This is a genomic window from Streptomyces sp. NPDC001339 (assembly GCF_042895955.1).
In the GTDB taxonomy this organism is placed as follows: domain Bacteria; phylum Actinomycetota; class Actinomycetes; order Streptomycetales; family Streptomycetaceae; genus Streptomyces.
Genome location: NZ_JBIAWT010000009.1, coordinates 101,220 through 119,095 on the forward strand (window position 1 = coordinate 101,220; position 17,876 = coordinate 119,095).

General features: G+C 71.2%; 15 protein-coding genes and 1 pseudogene. 11 read left to right on the top strand and 5 right to left on the bottom strand.

All coding sequences use genetic code 11. The annotated features are described in order from the left end of the window. Positions 1 to 2 precede the first annotated feature (2 nt). Positions 3 to 1,241 carry an acyltransferase gene (locus ACFY12_RS25995; RefSeq protein ID WP_390718315.1) on the top strand — a complete coding sequence of 413 codons (1,239 nt, stop codon included), beginning with the start codon at positions 3 to 5 and terminating at the stop codon, positions 1,239 to 1,241. A gap of 32 nt (positions 1,242 to 1,273) precedes the next feature. On the opposite strand, the gene ACFY12_RS26000 is transcribed toward ACFY12_RS25995, so the two are convergent. Further along, the gene (locus tag ACFY12_RS26000) at positions 1,274 to 1,774 is read right to left on the bottom strand and encodes a MerR family transcriptional regulator (RefSeq protein WP_390718316.1); all 501 of its coding nucleotides are present in this window, start codon (positions 1,772 to 1,774) and stop codon (positions 1,274 to 1,276) included. 209 nt (positions 1,775 to 1,983) lie between these two features. Between ACFY12_RS26000 and ACFY12_RS26005 the strand changes: the two genes are divergently transcribed. Next, the gene (locus tag ACFY12_RS26005) at positions 1,984 to 2,805 is read left to right on the top strand and encodes a serine hydrolase domain-containing protein (protein WP_390718317.1); all 822 of its coding nucleotides are present in this window, start codon (positions 1,984 to 1,986) and stop codon (positions 2,803 to 2,805) included. 79 nt (positions 2,806 to 2,884) lie between these two features. Here the strand turns inward: ACFY12_RS26005 and ACFY12_RS26010 are convergent, their stop codons facing one another. Beyond that, entirely contained in the window at positions 2,885 to 3,583 is a 699-nt protein-coding gene (locus tag ACFY12_RS26010; protein ID WP_390718318.1) for a pirin family protein, read from the bottom strand. Between the two features lie 57 nt (positions 3,584 to 3,640). Here ACFY12_RS26010 and ACFY12_RS26015 point away from each other — a divergent pair, with 57 nt between their 5' ends. From ACFY12_RS26015 to ACFY12_RS26035, 5 genes are all read left to right on the top strand, one after another. Next, positions 3,641 to 4,825, top strand: coding sequence for a PucR family transcriptional regulator (locus ACFY12_RS26015; protein ID WP_390718319.1), 1,185 nt, complete (start codon positions 3,641 to 3,643; stop codon positions 4,823 to 4,825). Positions 4,826 to 4,914: 89 nt separating this feature from the next. After that, complete coding sequence (locus ACFY12_RS26020) at positions 4,915 to 5,880, top strand: ACP S-malonyltransferase (protein ID WP_390718320.1); 966 nt, start codon at positions 4,915 to 4,917, stop codon at positions 5,878 to 5,880. Between the two features lie 13 nt (positions 5,881 to 5,893). Then, entirely contained in the window at positions 5,894 to 6,940 is a 1,047-nt protein-coding gene (locus tag ACFY12_RS26025; RefSeq protein ID WP_390718321.1) for a ketoacyl-ACP synthase III, read from the top strand. Between the two features lie 105 nt (positions 6,941 to 7,045). Continuing rightward, complete coding sequence (locus tag ACFY12_RS26030) at positions 7,046 to 7,294, top strand: acyl carrier protein (protein WP_390718322.1); 249 nt, start codon at positions 7,046 to 7,048, stop codon at positions 7,292 to 7,294. 76 nt (positions 7,295 to 7,370) lie between these two features. Beyond that, positions 7,371 to 8,630, top strand: coding sequence for a beta-ketoacyl-[acyl-carrier-protein] synthase family protein (locus ACFY12_RS26035; RefSeq protein ID WP_390718323.1), 1,260 nt, complete (start codon positions 7,371 to 7,373; stop codon positions 8,628 to 8,630). 146 nt (positions 8,631 to 8,776) lie between these two features. Here ACFY12_RS26035 and ACFY12_RS26040 read toward each other — a convergent pair whose 3' ends face one another. Then, a complete protein-coding gene (locus ACFY12_RS26040; RefSeq protein WP_390718324.1) occupies positions 8,777 to 9,271 on the bottom strand; it encodes a DUF3145 domain-containing protein in 495 nt (164 codons plus the stop codon). A 322-nt stretch (positions 9,272 to 9,593) separates the two neighbouring features. On the opposite strand from ACFY12_RS26040, the gene ACFY12_RS26045 reads away from it, so the two are divergent. From ACFY12_RS26045 to ACFY12_RS26060, 4 genes are all read left to right on the top strand, one after another. Then, complete coding sequence (locus tag ACFY12_RS26045) at positions 9,594 to 10,505, top strand: SGNH/GDSL hydrolase family protein (RefSeq protein ID WP_390718325.1); 912 nt, start codon at positions 9,594 to 9,596, stop codon at positions 10,503 to 10,505. Positions 10,506 to 10,856: 351 nt separating this feature from the next. Then, on the top strand, positions 10,857 to 11,555 hold the full coding sequence (locus ACFY12_RS26050; protein WP_390718326.1) for a DUF4097 family beta strand repeat-containing protein: 699 nt from the start codon (positions 10,857 to 10,859) through the stop codon (positions 11,553 to 11,555). A gap of 125 nt (positions 11,556 to 11,680) precedes the next feature. Then, positions 11,681 to 13,012, top strand: coding sequence for a pyroglutamyl peptidase (locus tag ACFY12_RS26055; RefSeq protein WP_390718327.1), 1,332 nt, complete (start codon positions 11,681 to 11,683; stop codon positions 13,010 to 13,012). A 74-nt stretch (positions 13,013 to 13,086) separates the two neighbouring features. Further along, complete coding sequence (locus ACFY12_RS26060) at positions 13,087 to 14,481, top strand: nitrilase-related carbon-nitrogen hydrolase (protein ID WP_390718328.1); 1,395 nt, start codon at positions 13,087 to 13,089, stop codon at positions 14,479 to 14,481. 65 nt (positions 14,482 to 14,546) lie between these two features. Here the strand turns inward: ACFY12_RS26060 and rbsK are convergent, their stop codons facing one another. After that, the gene (gene rbsK, locus ACFY12_RS26065) at positions 14,547 to 15,470 is read right to left on the bottom strand and encodes a ribokinase (protein ID WP_390718515.1); all 924 of its coding nucleotides are present in this window, start codon (positions 15,468 to 15,470) and stop codon (positions 14,547 to 14,549) included. A 152-nt stretch (positions 15,471 to 15,622) separates the two neighbouring features. Beyond that, a pseudogene (locus tag ACFY12_RS26070) lies at positions 15,623 to 17,730 on the bottom strand (substrate-binding domain-containing protein). Positions 17,731 to 17,876 lie beyond the last annotated feature (146 nt).

A 17,876-nucleotide genomic window follows, 5' to 3' on the forward strand; every position in this document is an offset into this window, starting at 1 on the left:
TCATGGACACCGCACTCCTCGCGCCGCTCAGAGACAGAGCCCGGAAGACCGCCCACACCCTGGAGAACCGCACCCCCGCGGACCGCGACCGGGCGATCGACGGGCTGCGCGCCCTGGCTCTGCTCGCCGTGCCCACCGGTCACTGGCTGATCGGCGGGTTCACCCTCGACGCCGGCGGCGCACTGCACAACGCCAGTCTGCTGACCTCCATCGGCCTTCTCTCACCCGCCAGTTGGGTGTTACAGCTGCTCGGCATCTTCTTCCTGGTGGGCGGCTACGCATCGGTGCTGTCCTACCGGCGCGCCCTCGAACGGGGCAGTTCCACCGGTGGCTGGCTGCGCGGCCGACTGGTCCGGCTGGGGCGGCCGGTGCTCGGCGTGACGGCCGTATGGGCGGTGCTGCTCCCCCTGTTGCACGGCCTGGGGGTACCGGAGGCGACGCTGCGAACCGGGGCGACGCTGGTGATCCAGCCGCTGTGGTTCGTCGGGGTGTACGCGGGGATCACCGCACTCACGCCGTACTGCCTCCGTGCGGCACGGTGGTGGGGCGCCTGGGCCGCGGCACCGCTGCTGGCGGTCGTGGCGGTGGTGGACTTTCTGCGTTACGGACCGTTCTCCGACGCCATGCCGTCCTGGCTGAGCCTGCTGAACCTGCTCCCCGGCTGGATGTTCGGGTATCAGCTCGGGGTCTCCTGGGGCGAGCGACGGCTCGGCCGGCGCGCGGCCTGGGTGCTACTGCTCGGTGGGACCGCGCTGTTCGCGGCGCTGCTGGTGTTCTTCCACTACCCGGCGAGCATGGTCGGCGTCCCCGGCCAGGACCGTACGAACTCCCATCCGCCGTCGCTGCTGGTGCCGGCGCTGGCCGCGGCGCAGTCCGGCGCCGCGGTCCTGCTCCGTGACCGGCTCGCGCGGTACCTGCGCCGGCCCGGGCTGTGGGCGCCGGTCGTGATCATCAACCTTTCGGCGATGACGACCCTGTGCTGGCACCAGACGGCGATGCTGGCGGCGGCCGTGCCGGCGTCGTTCCTGGGTCCGGTGGCCGGGCTGACCGCCGCACCGGTCACGCTCGGCTGGCTCGCGGCCCGGCTCGCCTGGCTGCCGCTGTTCGCCGTCGCCCTCCTCCTGATCAGCCGTACCGCGCGCCGCTTCGAGGCACCCTGGACCGGGGTCCCCCGGGCTCGGCGCGCGCTCGCGGCCGTCCTGGCCGCCTGCTTCGCGCTCTTCGCACTGGGACTGGCCTAGGTGGGACTGGCTAGCTAGGGGTGTGCCTCTGATCAGACCTTCTCGGATGCCCGGCAGGCGTCGGCGTAGATTCCGATCTTGTGGTCGAGCACCTCCAGCGTGGTCCGGAGCTCGGCCATCCGCTGCCGTACATCTTCACGGTGCGCGGTCAGCAGGCGCTCCCGCTCGGCGAAGGTGCTCTCCCCCTGCCGCACCAGCTCGGCGTAGCGGACCATGTCCGCGACCGGCATTCCGGTCAGCCGCAGCTTGGTGACCAGGCTCAGCCAGTCCAGATCGCGGTTGGTGAAGCGGCGCTGCCCGGTGTGCGTACGGTCCACATGGGGCATCAGGCCTATCCGCTCGTACCAGCGCAGGGTGTGCGCGCTGAGGCCGGTGTGCGCCGCGACCTCGCTGATGGTGTACCGGTCGCGGCCGACCGGGCGTGGGTGGACCGGCGCGGCACCGCAATGGCGCACCGGCGGTTCGGCTGCCACCGGCGGTTCGGCGGCCACGGCCGCACCGCTCGTCACCGGTTCGTGCTGCGTGACCGTCATGCCCTGTCTCCCCTGTTACACCTGTTGGACCTGTTACGCCGGACGTTTCCCGGCCCTCGCGCCGGATGCCCCTCGACTGTCCGTCGGCTGCCCCCGGCTGTCCTTCAACGTCGTCAACGCTAGAGACTTAGAGCGCACTCCAAGCAAGCGGTGATCACGAGCAGACTTGACCGAATCTTGAGGAAGTCCGGCAACGTTAGGCTCGGGGCATGCAGAGCCTCCGGATGATCGAGAACTGGCCGGTGCCCACCGCCGCGGCCGCCGTCATACGCGCCGACGGGGTGGTGGCCGGATCGTACGGGCCCCTGGACCACCGGTTCCCGCTGGCGTCGGTGACCAAGCCACTGGCCGCGTATGCCGCGCTGCTGGCCGTCGAGGAAGGCGCGATCGAGCTGGACGAGCCGGCCGGGCCCGAGGGGTCCACGGTGCGCCATCTGCTCGCGCACACCTCGGGGCTGGCCTTCGACGAGCGGCGGACGATGGCCGAACCGGGCACCCGCCGGATCTACTCCAACGCCGGATTCGAGGCGCTGGGCGACCATATCGCCAAGGCGACCGACATCCCCTTCCCGCAGTACCTGCACGAGGCGGTGCTGGCACCGCTCGGAATGCACGCCACCGAGCTGCCCGGCTCGCCCGCCAAGGACGGCGTCTCCACGGTCGCCGACCTGGTCCGCTTCGCGGCCGAGCTGCAGGCGCCACGGCTGCTCGCACCGCAGACGCTGGCGGCGGCGACCCAGGTGGTCTTCCCCGGTCTGACCGGTGTACTGCCGGGCTACGGCCACCAGAAGCCCAGCGACTGGGGGCTCGGCTTCGAGATCCGCGATGGCAAGTCGCCGCACTGGACGGGCTCCGGTTCCTCGCCCCGCACCTTCGGGCACTTCGGACAGTCCGGGACGTTCCTGTGGGTGGACCCGGACGCCCGGGCGGCCTGTGTGGCGCTGACCGACCGGGACTTCGGACCGTGGGCGATCGAGGCCTGGCCGAAGCTGACCGACGCGGTGCTGGACGAACTGGCACGACCGGCCTGAACGACCCGACCGGCCTGAACGACCCGACCGGCCTGAACAACCTGCACAGGCAACTGAACATCCTGCGCAGGCAGTCGGCTCAGGCCTGAGCCGGGCCCGGCTCAGGCTCCGGCTCCGTGCCCATCTCCCACACCAGGCACTCCGACGCCGCCGCCAGCCCCCGCAGTTCGAGGTCCTTCCCGTCGGTGATCCGCGCCGCGTCACCCGCCTCCAGGCGCTCGTCACCGAGCCGTACCGCGCCGCGCGCCACCTGCACGTAAACGCGTGCCGCGGCCGGGACGGCGGTGCGGTCGCCGTCGGCCAGGCGACGCACGTGGAGCAGGGCGCCGGCCGCCGGGACCGCGTACGGGGTACCGTCGGCGATCCCGCGCACCACCTCGTACGACGGCTCACCGCCGAGGTGACACGAGCGGGGTGCCAGCCACATCTGGACGAAGCGCAGCGGCGCGGGGCCCGCGTTGCGCTCCACATGCCGTACGCCGCCGGCCGAGCTGAGCCGCTGGAGATCGCCGGGGCGTACCGTGGTCTCGTGGCCGGCCGTGTCGCGGTGGGTCAGTTCGCCCTCGATCACCCAGGTCACGATCTCGGTGTCGCGGTGCGGATGCTCGTCGAAGCCGGCGCCGGCCGCCAGCCGCTCCTCGTTGCAGGCGATCAACGCACCGAAGCGCAGATTGTCCGGGTCGAAGTGGGGCCCGAAGGAGAATGCGTGCCGTGACTCGATCCCGGCGTCCGGATCGCCACCCCGATAGCGTTCCTCGGCCCTGCGCACCTGAATCATGGGCCCACGGTAGCCCCGCCCCCTCACCTCCCCGCCCCGATAGTGCAGGCTTGACCCGTGTCTGAACCCTCATCGCGCGACGCGCACCCGCACTCCGCGACTCTCCGGCGCCTGGAGAATTCGTCCGGCAAGCTGGCCGCCGCGGCCATCGCCCGTATGGACGCCACGCTGCCGTGGTACCGCGCGATGCCACCGGAGAACCGTTCCTGGATCGGCCTGGTGGCACAGGCCGGGATCGCCGCCTTCACCGAGTGGTTCCGGCATCCGGAGACCCCGCAGGCGATCAGTACCGATGTCTTCGGCACCGCACCGCGCGAGCTGACCCGGGCGATCACCCTGCGCCAGACCGTGGAGATGGTCCGTACGACCATCGAGGTCATGGAGGCGGCGATCGACGACGTGGCCGCCCCGGGCGATGAGTCGGTACTACGCGAGGCGCTGCTGGTCTATGCGCGCGAGATCGCCTTCGCGACCGCCCAGGTGTACGCACAGGCCGCCGAGGCGCGCGGGGCGTGGGACGCCCGGCTGGAGTCGCTGGTGGTCAACGCGGTGCTGTCCGGGGAGGCGGACGAGGGCGCGGTCTCCCGCGCCGCGGCGCTGGGCTGGAACTCGCCGGAGCATGTGTGTGTGGTGCTCGGCACCGCGCCGGACGGGGACAGCGAGCTGACCGTGGAGGCGATCCGGCGGGCCGCCCGGCACGCCAAGCTCCAGGTGCTGACCGGTGTGCTGGGCTCCCGCCTGGTGGTGATCGCGGGCGGTTCGGACAATCCGCTCAAGGCCGCGAAGGCGCTGATCGGCCCGTTCGCCGCCGGTCCCGTGGTGGCCGGCCCGGTCGTCTCCGATCTGCTGGCGGCGACCCGCTCCGCACAGGCCGCAGCGGCCGGGCTGCGGGCGTGTGCCGCCTGGCCGGACGCCCCCCGGCCGGTGCTCGCGGACGATCTGCTGCCGGAGCGCGCGATGGCCTCGGACCCGGTCGCCCGCGAGCAGCTGGTGGAGGAGATCTACAGACCGCTGGAGGAGGCGGGGTCGGCTCTCCTGGAGACGCTGAGCGTCTATCTGGAGCAGGCGAGCAGCCTGGAGGGCGCCGCCCGGATGCTGTTCGTCCACCCCAACACCGTGCGCTATCGGCTCCGACGTGTGACGGACGTCACCGGGTGGTCACCGTCCGATGTGCGCTCGGCGTTCACCCTGCGTATCGCACTGATTCTGGGGCGCCTGGCCGCTGGAGACAGCCATCCCTAGACTTTTGTCGGAGACCAACAATTCCCCCGACGGTTCTTCGTCCCTGTCCCCACGGGCGGGCGGAACCACCCACAAGAGAGAGTGTGAGGGTGCTCGTACTCGTCGCTCCCGGCCAAGGCGCTCAGACGCCCGGCTTCCTGACCCCCTGGCTCGACCTCCCCGGTGTCGAGGACCGGCTCCGTGCCTGGTCGGACGCCATCGACCTGGACCTCGTCCACTACGGCACGAAGGCGACGGAAGAGGAGATCCGCGACACCGCGGTGGCCCAGCCGCTGCTGGTGGCGTCCGCGCTGATCTCCAGCCGCCAGCTGTTCGCGACGGACGACGACGTCGCCGCACAGGTCGGCGCCGCGGCCGGCCACAGCGTCGGTGAGCTGGCCGCCGCCGCACTGACCGGCACCCTCTCCGACGAGGCCGCGATGCGGCTGGTGCGCCGCCGTGGCCTGGCGATGGCCGAGGCCGCCGCGGTCACCGAGACCGGTATGGCCGCGCTGCTGGGCGGCGACGCGGATGTCGTCATCCCGCATCTGGAGGGGCTGGGCCTGACCCCGGCGAACGTCAACGGCGCCGGCCAGATCGTCGCCGCGGGCACCGTCGAACAGATCGCCGCGCTGGTCGAGAACAAGCCGGAGGGCACGCGCCGGGTCGTACCGCTGAAGGTGGCGGGCGCGTTCCATACTCACCACATGGCACCCGCCGTCTCGGCCCTGGAATCCGCGACCACCCAGCTGTCGGTCGCCGATCCGCACACCCGATACGTCTCCAACAAGGACGGCCGGCTGGTCTCCTCCGGGCAGGAACTGGTGCGGCGGCTGGTCGGCCAGGTGGCCAACCCGGTGCGCTGGGACCTGTGCATGGAGACGTTCAAGGAGCTCGGCGTCACCGCGCTCGTCGAGGCCGCTCCGGGCGGCACGCTCACCGGCCTGGCCAAGCGCGCACTGCCCGGCGTGCAGACCCTCGCCCTCAAGACGCCGGACGACCTCGACGCGGCCCGCGCCCTGATCGCCGAGACGGCGTCAGCCGATGCCGCTGCGGGCTCCGCACCGGCCGAATAGGAGTCGCAAGCGCATGACCTCGAAGATCAAGCCCTCGAAGGGCGCCCCGTACGCGCGGATCATGGGCGTCGGCGGCTACCGTCCGACCCGTGTGGTGCCCAACGAGGAGATCCTCAAGCACATCGACTCGTCCGACGAGTGGATCCGTTCGCGGTCCGGCATCTCGACCCGTCACTGGGCGGGCCCCGAGGAGACCGTCGCGACGATGGCGATCGAGGCGTCCGGCAAGGCGATCGCGGACGCCGGGATCACGCCCGAGCAGATCGGCGCGGTGATCGTCTCCACCGTCTCGCACTTCAAGCAGACCCCGGCCATCGCGACCGAGATCGCGCACCGTATCGGTGCCGGCAAGCCGGCCGCGTTCGACATCTCGGCGGGCTGCGCGGGCTTCGGCTACGGACTGACCCTGGCCAAGGGCCTGGTGACCGAGGGCAGCGCGGAGCACGTCCTGGTCATCGGCGTCGAGCGGCTGTCGGACCTGACCGACCTGGAGGACCGTGCGACGGCCTTCCTCTTCGGTGACGGTGCCGGCGCGGTGATCGTCGGCCCGGCCAAGGAGCCGGCGATCGGCCCGACCGTGTGGGGCTCGGAGGGCGACAAGTCCGAGACGATCATGCAGACCCTCGGCTGGGACGTCTACCGCTCCACCCCGCTCCCCGGAGGCGACGGCCCCGAAAGCCGCCCGGCTCCGGAGGAGATCCGGTACCCCGCCATCACTCAGGAGGGCCAGGCGGTCTTCCGGTGGGCGGTGTTCGAGATGGCGAAGGTCGCCCAGCAGGCGCTGGACGTGGCCGGAGTCAGCCCGGACGACCTGGACGTCTTCATTCCGCACCAGGCCAATATGCGGATCATCGACTCGATGGTGAAGACTCTGAAGCTGCCGGAGAGCGTGACGGTCGCCCGCGACGTGGAGACCACCGGCAACACCTCGGCCGCCTCCATTCCGCTCGCCATGGAGCGGCTGCTGGCGACCGGACGGGCCAAGAGCGGTGACACCGCGCTGGTCATCGGCTTCGGGGCGGGTCTCGTCTACGCCGCGACGGTCGTTACCCTCCCCTAGGGCAAGATCTACGCAGCACCGGACGTCCTCGGATGTGCCGGCCACCGCACGGACCTCACCCCAAGTAACGCAGTTTCCCCTAGAAAAGACCGAAGGAGCGCCATCATGGCCGCCACTCAGGAAGAGATCGTCGCCGGTCTCGCCGAGATCGTGAACGAGATCGCCGGGATCCCCACCGAGGACGTCAAGGTGGACAAGTCCTTCACCGACGACCTGGACGTCGACTCGCTGTCCATGGTCGAGGTCGTCGTCGCCGCCGAAGAGCGCTTCAGCGTGAAGATCCCGGACGACGACGTCAAGAACCTCAAGACGGTCGGCGACGCGACCAAGTACATCCTCGAGCACCAGAGCTGATCCGGCTCTGCGCATGTCGCCACCCCGCGGTGGCGCCGTCGATTCAGACCCCTCTACCCGTGGAGTAAGAATTCCCGTGAACGCGACCAATCGCACCGTGGTCGTCACCGGTATCGGCGCAACCACACCGCTGGGTGGCGACAGCGCTTCGACCTGGGAGGCCCTGCTCGCCGGACGCTCCGGTGTCAGCGCCCTCACCCAGGACTGGGCTGCCGAGCTGCCTGTCCGTATCGCCGCCCAGGCGGCCGTCGACCCGACCGAGGTCCTGCCCCGGCCGCTGGCCCGCAAGCTGGACCGCTCGGCGCAGTTCGCGCTGCTCGCGGCCCGTGAGGCGTGGGCCGACGCCGGCTTCACCGCGAAGGCCGGCGAGGACCCCACTGTGGTCCCCGAGCGTCTGGGCGCGGTCATCGCCTCCGGCATCGGTGGTGTGACGACCCTGCTCAGCCAGTACGACAACCTGCGGGAGAAGGGCGCCCGCCGCGTCTCCCCGCACACCGTGCCCATGCTGATGCCCAACAGCCCGTCCGCGAACGTGGGTCTGGAGCTCTGCGCCCGCGCCGGTGTGCACACCCCGGTCAGCGCCTGCGCCTCCGGTTCCGAGGCCATCGGCTACGCGATCGAGATGATCCGCAGCGGCCGGGCGGACGTGGTGGTCGCCGGCGGTACGGAGGCGGCGATCCACCCGCTGCCGATCGCCGCGTTCGGCAACATGATGGCGATGTCGAAGAACAACGACGACCCGCAGGGCGCCTCGCGCCCCTTCGACGTCGACCGCAACGGCTTCGTCCTCGGCGAGGGCGCCGGCGTCATCGTCCTGGAGTCGGCCGAACACGCCGCCAAGCGCGGCGCGAAGGTCTACGCCGAGGCCATCGGCCAGGGCCTCTCCTCCGACAGCCACGACATCGTCGCCCCCGAGCCGTCCGGTATCGCGCACGCGCTGCAGAACCTCCTGGACGGCACCGGCCTGAAGCCGTCCGACATCGTGCACGTCAACGCGCACGCCACCTCGACGCCGCAGGGCGACCTGGCCGAGCTGAAGGCGCTGCGCAAGGTCTTCGGCGACGACGTCAACCACATGGCGATCTCCGCCACGAAGTCCATGACCGGCCATCTGCTGGGCGGTGCGGGCGGAATCGAGACGGTGGCCACGGTCCTGGCGCTGCACCACCGTGTTGCCCCGCCGACGATCAACATCGAGAACCTCGACCCGGAGGTGGACGCGGACATCGTCCGCGACGAGCCCCGACAGCTGCCGGCCGAGGGCACGATCGCCGCGCTGAACGACTCGTTCGGCTTCGGCGGCCACAACGTCGTGCTCGCCTTCCGTACGGTCTGACATCTGCGCTGAGGGCCCGTCCGGTGCTGGTCACCGGACGGGCCCTCGTGCTGTTCCGGGACGGTTGTCCCGTGCGGTATCAACGGTTGGCCCCGTGCGGTATCAGACGACCACCTGGTGGAGCCGGCGCACGGGCGCCCAGCCCCTCATACGACCTGGTGGAGCCAGCGCACCGGGGCGCCCTCGCCGGCGTAGCGGAACGGCTCGAGTTCGTCGTCCCAGGGCTTGCCGAGCAGTTTGGCGACCTCGGCGGCCAGCTCGGTCTCACCGCGCGCGGAGCGGGCGAGGGCGGCACGCAGCCGGTCCTCCGGGATCAGGATGTCGCCGTGGATGCCCGTGACGGCGTGGAAGATGCCCAGATCGGGGGTGGCGCTGTAGCGCTCGCCCTCCGCGGCGGCGCACGGTTCCGCGGTCACCTCGAAGCGGAGCAGATGCCAGCCGCGCAGTGCGGAGGCCAGCTTGGAGGCCGTACCGGCCTCGCCCTGCCAGGAGAACTCGGCTCTCCAGGTGCCCGGAGCCGCCGGCTGCCGGATCCAGTCGAGATTGACGCGCACACCGAGGACGCCCGCCACGGCCCATTCGACATGCGGGCACAGCGCGCGCGGAGCGGAGTGGACGTACAGAACTCCACGTGTCGTCACCGGGACCTCCAGTGCGGTTCGAGGTTCGCCTTCCCCAGCGGCCTCGTGCCCGTTCCGGTTGCGGTCGGGACAGGTCTCATTCTGCCCCAGTGATCACTTCGGCACCAGCATGCGAGGTGACCTACAGTAAACACCATCAGACGGAATTTGCCGCAAAAGGGACAGGAAATGACGTGGTGCCATGTGTCCGTGCCGACGGCACATGCCCTGTGGGTCACCGCCCGGCAGGCACGGGGCAAAGCTATCGCGCGGCGCCGATGGCGAGGGTGACGTACCGTCGGTACCTGAAGAGATATCACTCGCACGCCGGAGGGGACAGGGGATGACACAGATCAACCGCCCCTTTCGCGCCCCGCGCCGCCGCTTCGGCCACCGCATCTCACGCTCCGTCACCGCCGTTGCCGCCCTGCTGATCGCCCTCACCGCCTGTGGTGCCGACGGCGCATCCGGCCCGAACCCCGGCGCGTCCGCCGGACGTCAGGCCAAACCGGCGGCCGTCTGGCGCACCGACCCCGGCTCGATCGCGGCACTCGGCGATTCGATCACTGTCGGCTTCGACGCCTGTACGGTGCTCGCCGACTGCCCCGAGGTCTCCTGGGCCACCGGTACCGACCCCAAGGTCAACAGCCTCGCCCGGCGGCTGCTCGACCGCCCCGCCACGCACAGCTGGAACTTCGCCAGAACCGGCGCGCTGATGAGCGACCTGCCCGGTCAGGTCTCCGCGGCCGCCGCGCGGAAGCCCGAGCTGGTCACGGTCCTGATCGGCGCCAACGACGCCTGCCGGCGCACCGTGGGGGCGATGACTCCGGCGGCCGCCTTCCGCACCGACTTCGCACGGTCCCTGAAGGAACTGCGGCGCGCCCTGCCGCGCACCCAGGTCTATGTCGCGGCGGTGCCCGACCTGCTGCGTCTGTGGTCCGAGGGGCGCAAGAACCCACTCGGCAAGGAGGTCTGGAAGCTGGGCGTCTGCGGGTCGATGCTGAGCGATCCGGACGATCTGACGAAGGCGGCACAGGACCGGCGGACGGCGGTGCGCGAGCGGGTGATGGCGTACAACACGGCGCTGGCGGAGGTGTGCGGCAAGGATCCGCTGTGCCGGTTCGACGGATCGGTCTTCGACTACCGCTTCACCGGCCGGCAGCTGAGCACCTGGGACTGGTTCCACCCGGGCACCGGCGGCCAGCAGCAGCTGGCGGAGCTGGCGTTCCGGACGATCACCCGTAAGGGGTCGTAGGGCACGTCGACAAGGGGGCACAAGGGGGTACAGCGTGGTGTGTTGTCCCCGAGGAACTGCGCGGCAGTCCCTCCCCATCGGGTCCTCACCGGGGATTCCCCCTACGACCTGGCGGAGGGCATCGCCCGGGCGGAGCGCGGCAACCCTTAGGGGGCGTCATACCGTGCGGTGACGGGGAACTCATACCCTGCGGCGACGACGGCGGAGCCGTGAGGGCCGAAAATGATCTGTGATCGGTTCGGTCCGTTCCGATTTCGTTCACCGCTTTCGTTCACCGCTTTCGTTCACCGCTTTCGTTCACCGCTTTCGTCCACCGTTTCATTCACAGTCCTGCTTCGGGAGTACCTGACCATGGCCCGCCTCCGCGCTTCCCACCTCGTTCTGCCCTGTGCGGCGCTGACCGCGTTGCTCACCGGCTGCTCGCTGTCGGGTTACGGCCCGACGAAGGAGGCGGAGCGTACGTACACCGTGGACGGGAAGGTCAGCGCGCTCGCGGCCACCACGCACGGCGGCGACATCGAGGTGGTGCCGGTCGATGCGGGCGGCTCGGTGAAGGTGACGGAGAAGTACCGCTACAACGACCGGAAGCCCACACCGTCGCACGAGGTCAAGAACGGCCGACTGGCGCTGAAGGCGGAGGACTGCGGTATGGGGCGCAAGTGCGAGGTGGACTACCGGGTGCTGCTGCCCCGGGACGCCTCGGTCGAACTGCGCACCAGCGGCGGGGACATCACCGTCCGTGGGACCGCCGGCCGGATCGACGCGGAGACCAGCGGTGGTGACATCACCGTCGCCGACTCCACGGCCCGTAAGGGGAAGGTGCGGACCAGCGGCGGGGATGTGGACATCACGTTCTCCGAGGCACCGGACGACTTCGCGGCGCGGACCAGCGGAGGCAACGTCACCGTCCGCCTTCCGAAGGGCAGCTACGACGTGGATGCCGGGACGAGCGGCGGCACCAGCAAGGTCTCCGTACCGACGGACCCGCGGTCCGCGCACAAGGTGACCGCCCGGACGAGCGGAGGCGATGTGCGCGTGATGCCCTCCTGAGGCGTGCGGGGCGTGCCGGTGATTCCCGAGGAACAGGGGTATCCGGGCAAGCGACCCAGGCAGGTGCCCCGGCAAGTGGCTCACCCCTCTACCGTCCTGCCGGGTGGGCCGCTTTACTCGCCACCATGACACATATAGCTACCAAGCCGGTCGCGTTCGGTCTCGCCCTGGCTGCCGCTCTCCCGCTGTCCCTGTCGACGGCCTCCCCGGCCACCGCGGCGGGAACACCGGACGGCACGGCGGGGACCGTGGAGGAGGCGCGGCTGTCGCAGACCGCGCCGCGGGAGATTCTCCGGCGGAGCGGATTCGACGGCTGGGCACGGGAGTTCAGACAGGGCCTGGCGCGGGTGACCTCGTATCCGGAGGCCGGACGGTACGTCGAGAGCCAGGGCCGGGCGCTGTGGCGACGGGCCGTGGACCGGGCACAGGGACGGGGGCCGGACGGCGGCGACCTGAGCCGGGACGACGACCGGCCGCTGTACTGGGCGCGGCTGGGGATGACCAAAGAACTGCGGCAGTGGCGGCCGGACTTCCGCCTGACCGCTGACCGGCGCAACACGCTCCTGGGAAAGCTGGAGCGTGGTTCACGGGGCCAGGACTCGATCGAGCTGCCGGCCGGCAAACGTGTGCTGCGGATCGTGGTGACCGGCTTCGACCCGTTCCAGCTGGACGCCGATCCACGGCGGAGCAACCCCTCGGGCGCGGCGGCGCTCGCACTGGACGGGACGATGGTGCGTACCGCCTCGGGCCGGCCCGCGCGGATCGAGGCCGCGGTCTTCCCCGTACGGTGGGCGGATTTCGCCGACGGCACCGTGGAGCGCACGCTGCTGCCGCACGTCCGGCGCGGGCCGCGGCAGGTGGACCTGTTCACGACGATCAGCCAGGGGCGCCCCGGGCAGTTCGATGTCGAGCGGACCAATGGGGCCTGGCGGGGCGGCTATCCGGACAACGCCAGGGAGTCCCGCACCGAAACCGTGCCGATTCCGGCGGGAGTGCCGACGGTGACTCCGCAGCCGCAGTGGACGACCACCACCCTGCCGTACGCACGGATCACGGCTGCCCGCACCGGGCCGTATCCGGTCGTCGACGACACCACGGTCACGGAGATCCCGGCGGGTGGCGCCGAGCCGGTCGAGCGGGCGGACGGGCCGACTCCGGGTTCCACGGCCCGCGCCGGGGGCGGCGGGGACTATCTGTCCAATGAGATCGCCTACCGGGCGACCCTCCTCCGGGACGCGGTACGGCGGCCCTCGCTGCCGGGTGGCCATCTGCACACTCCGGTGCTGGAGTTCGGCCCCAGCAACACCGACCCGGAGGACGGCCGGATCACCGACCCGGCCTTCGTACGGAACCGCGTGGCGATCAGCGGACAGGTGCGGGCGATCGTGACGGTGGCGGCGTCGGAGGTGTCGTCGGAGGCGGCGTCGGCAACGGCATCACCAAAGCCCCGCGGATAGGGCCGGAGTCGGGCGTCGCCGGAAGTTGTCCACAGGCCCGCCCGCGCCTCGGACAACAGGTGCATCATGGGTGAATGATCATTGCTGCCGGACAGTTCACCTGCGTACCGGGCGATATCGCCGCCAACGCCGCGCGGATGGCCGGCCTCGTCACCGAGGCCGCCGGGCGCGGCGCGGGGCTGGTGGTCTTCTCCGAACTCGCGCTGACGCACTACGACCTGGACCTGATAGCGGCCGATCCGGCCGGGCTGTCGGTGCTGCCCGACGATGCCCGGCTGGCGCCCGTACGGGAGGCGTGCCGGACGGCCGGGGTCGCGGCGGTCGTGAACACGGCGGGCCGCGCCACCGACGGCGGGACCAGGCCGGCCATCGCCACGTTCGTCTACGGGCCGGACGGTGCCCTGCTGACCCGCTACGACAAGATCCATGTGTCCGAGGAGGAGGGCAAGGTCTTCGCGCCGCGTGGCTCCGACGGCCGCTTCACCCTGGGCGGGATCCGGTTCGCGCTGGCCACCTGCCGCGACAGCAGCTTCCCTGATGTGCCGGCCCGGGCCGCGGCCGACGGCTGTCGGGTGTACCTCTCCAGCGCCTTCCACGACGAACCGGATCGGGTGGAGCGGTATGCGGAGCTGGCGCGGGAGCACGGGCTCCATGTGGTGCTCGCCAACGGCGTGGGCGAAGGCGGCGCCGAATATGGCTGCGGCCTGAGCGGTGCGTGGCTGCCCAGCGGCGAGCGGGTGGCGAGCGCCGTCGACGCCGCGTCGCTCCCGGAGGGCGGCGCCGAGCTGATACTGAGCGACGTCCGGGACCGGATCACGCTGATGGCGGACCCGGCGGTGGCGGCGATACCGGTCAAGGAGTGCGACGAACCGCTGGTCGACATCCGCACGGCGGCGCCCGGGCTGCTGGTGGCCGAGGACCGGAACGACGAGCGGGGTGCCTTCGCCCATCTGCGGGAGGGGGTACTGCGGCGGCTGCTGGCCGCGCAGGAGTCCCTGCCGGACGGGCTGCGGCTGCAGATCGTCGAGGGCTACCGCCCGCCGGCCCTCCAGCGCCGTTACTTCGAGGGGTACGCGGACGAGTTGCGCGCCACGTTCCCCGACCGGGACGCGGCGCGGATCCATCAGGACGCCAGCCGCTATGTGTCACCACCCGAGATCGCTCCGCACAGCGCGGGCGGCGCCGTGGACCTCACCCTCGTCACGACGGACGGCGGATATGTCGACATGGGAACGCCGATCAATGCCTCCCCCGAGGAGAGCGACGGCGCCTGCTACACCTCCGCTCCGAACCTGACGCCCGCCGCCCGCCGCCACCGCCGGATCCTCAGCTCCGCCCTCCGGACCGCCGGGCTGGTCAACTACCCGACCGAGTGGTGGCACTGGTCCTACGGCGACCGCTACTGGGCGCTGGAGACCGGCGCGGATCACGCACTGTACGGCCCGAAGGAGGTGGCGGCGGACCGCTGACGTGGGATGCGCCCGGCCTTCCGGGGGGGGGAGGGCCGGGGGTCAGGACTGGGGCGTCTCTGGGGTCAGGACTGGGGTGCCTCTGGGGTCAGTAGCTCCAGTTCGGCGCGGGTGGGGTAGGACGGCTGGGCACCCGGCTTGGTGACGGCGGCGGCGCCGACGCGTACGGCGAAGCGGGCCGCTGCGGGGAGGGCGTCGCCGCGGGCCAGGCAGGTGGCGAGGGCCCCGGTGAAGGCATCGCCGGCGCCGGTGGTGTCGACGGCCTTGACCCGTACGCCGGGGATCTCCACGGCCCCGGAGGCGTCCAGGACCAGCGCGCCGTCCCCGCCAAGGGTGACGACCACGGAGCGAGCGCCATGGTCGCGCAGCGCCTGCGCCCACTCGGCGGGCGTACCGTCGGCCCGGCCGGAGAGCTGCCGTGCCTCGTGCTCGTTGACGACCAGCGGGTCGGCCACCGCGAGAAGTTCGGGTGCCAGCGCCGTCGCGGGGGCCGGGGAGGGGTTGAGGACGACCCGGGTGCCGGCCTCCTCGGCAGCCGCCGCGGCGGCCCGTACGGACTCCATGGGGATCTCCAGCTGGAGGGAGACCACCGAGGAGGCGGCGATGGTGTCCTTCGCCGCGGCCACGTCCTCCGGGGTGAGGGCGGCGTTGGCGCCGGGCGAGACCACGATGCTGTTGTCCCCGTCCGGGTCCACGATGATCATCGCGGTGCCGGTGCGGGCGGCCTCGTCCACGATGACCGGTGTGACGTCGGTGCCCGCCTCGCGCTGGGCGTGCAGCAGAAGTTCGCCATACGCGTCGCCGCCGACTCGCGCCAGCAGTGCGGTGCGCCCGCCGATCCGGGCCGCGGCAGCCGCCTGGTTGGCGCCCTTCCCGCCGGCCGACTCGACCAGGTCCGTGCCGAGCACGGTCTCCCCCGCGCCGGGCCGCCGCTCGACCCGTACCGTCAGGTCCGCGTTGGCCGAGCCGACCACCAGGACGTCATACATGCGCCGTTCTCCCATTCCGTGCGGCGCGCTCGGTGTTGCTGCGCCGCTCTTGTCGTTGTTGTCGCTGTCGCTGTCGCTGTTGTTGCTGTTGCTGTTGCTGTTGCCGCTGTTGTCGCTGTTGCTGTTGTCGTTGTTCTTGTTGTTTGTGCTTGTCATCCGCCGTCGAACTGGGCGGCGTTCTCCGCCGTCACCAGCACCACCGGCGCCTTGACCTGCTGCGGCAGCTTCTCACCGTGGGCGGCCTTCAGCGCCCACTCCACGGCCAGCTTGCCGAGGAGTTCCGGCTGCTGGGCGACGGTCGCGGTGAGTGTGCCGGCCCGGACGGCCGTGATGCCGTCCGGTGTGCCGTCGAAAGCCACCACCTTGACGTCCTTGCCCGAGCGTCCGCCCAACGCCTTGGCGGCGCCGAGCGCCATCTCGTCGTTGGCGGCGAACACCCCGGCGACATCGCGGTGCGCCTGCAGCATGTTGGTCATCACGTCCATGCCCTTGGTGCGGTCGAAGTCGGCGGGCTGGCGGGCGACGACCTGGATACCGGGGTACTTCTTGATGCCCGCTTCGAAGCCCTGGCCGCGTTCGCGGGCCGCGGAGGTGCCGGGCTGCCCCTCCAGGAAAGCCACCTTGCCCTTGCCGCCGAGAGATTCGGCAAGCGTCTTCGCGGCCAGCCGCCCGCCCGCGACATTGTCGGAGGCGACGGCCGAGCCGACCGTGCCGCCGTTGACACCACGGTCGAGGGAGATGACCGGTACGTTCGCCCGGTTGGCGACACCGACGGCCGGGGCGGCGGCGTCGGAGTCGACGGGGTTGATGATGGCGGCCTTGACGTTCTGGCTGGTGAACGTCTCCATCTGATTGATCTGCTGGGTGGGGTCGTTCTGCGCATCCGTGATGTTGATGTGCAGCCCGCGGGCGTCCGCCTCGGCCTGGGCGCCCTTCTTGATGCCGACGAAGAACGGGTTGTTCATCGTGGAGAGCGCCAGGCCCAGGTCGGTGTGGCCGCCGCGGTCGCAGCCGACCAGGACGAGCGCAACGGTCGCGGCCAGCCCGGCCGCCAGTGACACCCTGAGCCGGGCCGCCGTCCTGCGCCAAGTGGCCGCCCTGATAAGGGCGATGGCCCTGGTGGGGGTGGTGCCCCTGGTGGGGATGATGACTCTGGTGGGGGTAGTGGACCTGGTGGGGTTAGTGGCCTTGATGGGAGTGCCGCTCCCTGCTCCGGCACCCGTCGTCGTATCGGCGCCCGTCCTCGTCCCCGCGCCCGTCGTCGCATCGGTACCGGTCCTCGTATCGGCGCCCTGGCTCGTACTGGGCCCCATGCTCGTACCGGCGCCCGTCCTCCCCCGGGCGCTCATCGGGCACTCCGGCGCCGCAGCGTGTCCAGGAGCACCGCCAGCGCGATGACCAGCCCCGTGGCCACCTGCTGCCAGAACGCCGAGACGCTCAGCAGGTTGAGGCCGTTGCGTAGCACAGCGAGGATCAGCGCGCCGATCAGGGTGCCGGATGCCTTGCCGGAGCCGCCGGAGAGGCTGGCCCCGCCGATCACCACGGCGGCGATCGCATCCAGTTCGTAGCCGACGGCCGCCTGCGGCTGGGCGGAGGTGAGCCGGGCAGCGAGCACCATGCCCGCGACCGCGGCGAACAGGCCGGACAGCGCGTAGACGACCAGCTTGCGGCGTTTGACGTCGATGCCGGAGAGCCGCGCCGCCTCCTCGTTGCCGCCGATCGCGAACATCGCGCGTCCGGTGTACGTACGGGCCAGGATCAGCGCGGCGATCAGGCCCATTGCGATCATGACGAGGACCGGCACCGGCAGCCAGCCGCCGAGGGTGTCACCGAGACGGCTGACCGCGCCCGGGAAGGCGATCGGCGAGCCGCCGGAGATGACCAGGGCAAGACCGCGGCCGACCGAGAGCATCGCCAACGTGGCGATGAAGGCAGGCAGTTTGCCGTAGGCGACCAGCGCTCCGGAGACCAGACCGGCCGCCACCCCGACCGCGAGGCCGAGCAGCACCGCCACCCATACCGGCAGGCCCTCGCCGGTGGCCGCCCAAGCGGCCACAGTGGCGGAGAGGGCGGCGACCGAGCCGACCGACAGGTCGATCCCGGCCGAGACGATCACAAAGGTGACGCCGAAGGCGAGGATCGCGGTGACCGACGCCTGCACACCGATGTTGAGGAGGTTCTGTCCGTTGAGGAAGTCCGCGGACAGCACCGCCATCACCACGACCAGAGCGATCAGGCCGCCGAGCGGACCGTTCCTCAGGACCGCCCGGGAGAACCACGCCGCCGGCCCTTCCCTGTCCGCCGACCCTTCCCTGTCCGCCGACCCTTCCCTGTCCGTCTGCCCCTCCCGGTCCGCAGGCCACCCCGCCGACTCGGCGGCCGCTCCCGTCTTCCCCCTGGCGGACA

What these genes read in the sequence shown, in the direction of transcription:
- ACFY12_RS25995 (WP_390718315.1), top strand. Translation starts at nt 3, where the DNA reads ATGGACACCGCACTCCTCGCGCCGCTCAGAGACAGAGCCCGGAAGACC.
- ACFY12_RS26000 (WP_390718316.1), bottom strand. Translation starts at nt 1,774, where the DNA reads ATGACGGTCACGCAGCACGAACCGGTGACGAGCGGTGCGGCCGTGGCC.
- ACFY12_RS26005 (WP_390718317.1), top strand. Translation starts at nt 1,984, where the DNA reads ATGCAGAGCCTCCGGATGATCGAGAACTGGCCGGTGCCCACCGCCGCG.
- ACFY12_RS26010 (WP_390718318.1), bottom strand. Translation starts at nt 3,583, where the DNA reads ATGATTCAGGTGCGCAGGGCCGAGGAACGCTATCGGGGTGGCGATCCG.
- ACFY12_RS26025 (WP_390718321.1), top strand. Translation starts at nt 5,894, where the DNA reads ATGACCTCGAAGATCAAGCCCTCGAAGGGCGCCCCGTACGCGCGGATC.
- ACFY12_RS26030 (WP_390718322.1), top strand. Translation starts at nt 7,046, where the DNA reads ATGGCCGCCACTCAGGAAGAGATCGTCGCCGGTCTCGCCGAGATCGTG.
- ACFY12_RS26045 (WP_390718325.1), top strand. Translation starts at nt 9,594, where the DNA reads ATGACACAGATCAACCGCCCCTTTCGCGCCCCGCGCCGCCGCTTCGGC.
- ACFY12_RS26050 (WP_390718326.1), top strand. Translation starts at nt 10,857, where the DNA reads ATGGCCCGCCTCCGCGCTTCCCACCTCGTTCTGCCCTGTGCGGCGCTG.
- ACFY12_RS26055 (WP_390718327.1), top strand. Translation starts at nt 11,681, where the DNA reads ATGACACATATAGCTACCAAGCCGGTCGCGTTCGGTCTCGCCCTGGCT.
- ACFY12_RS26060 (WP_390718328.1), top strand. Translation starts at nt 13,087, where the DNA reads ATGATCATTGCTGCCGGACAGTTCACCTGCGTACCGGGCGATATCGCC.
- rbsK (WP_390718515.1), bottom strand. Translation starts at nt 15,470, where the DNA reads ATGTATGACGTCCTGGTGGTCGGCTCGGCCAACGCGGACCTGACGGTA.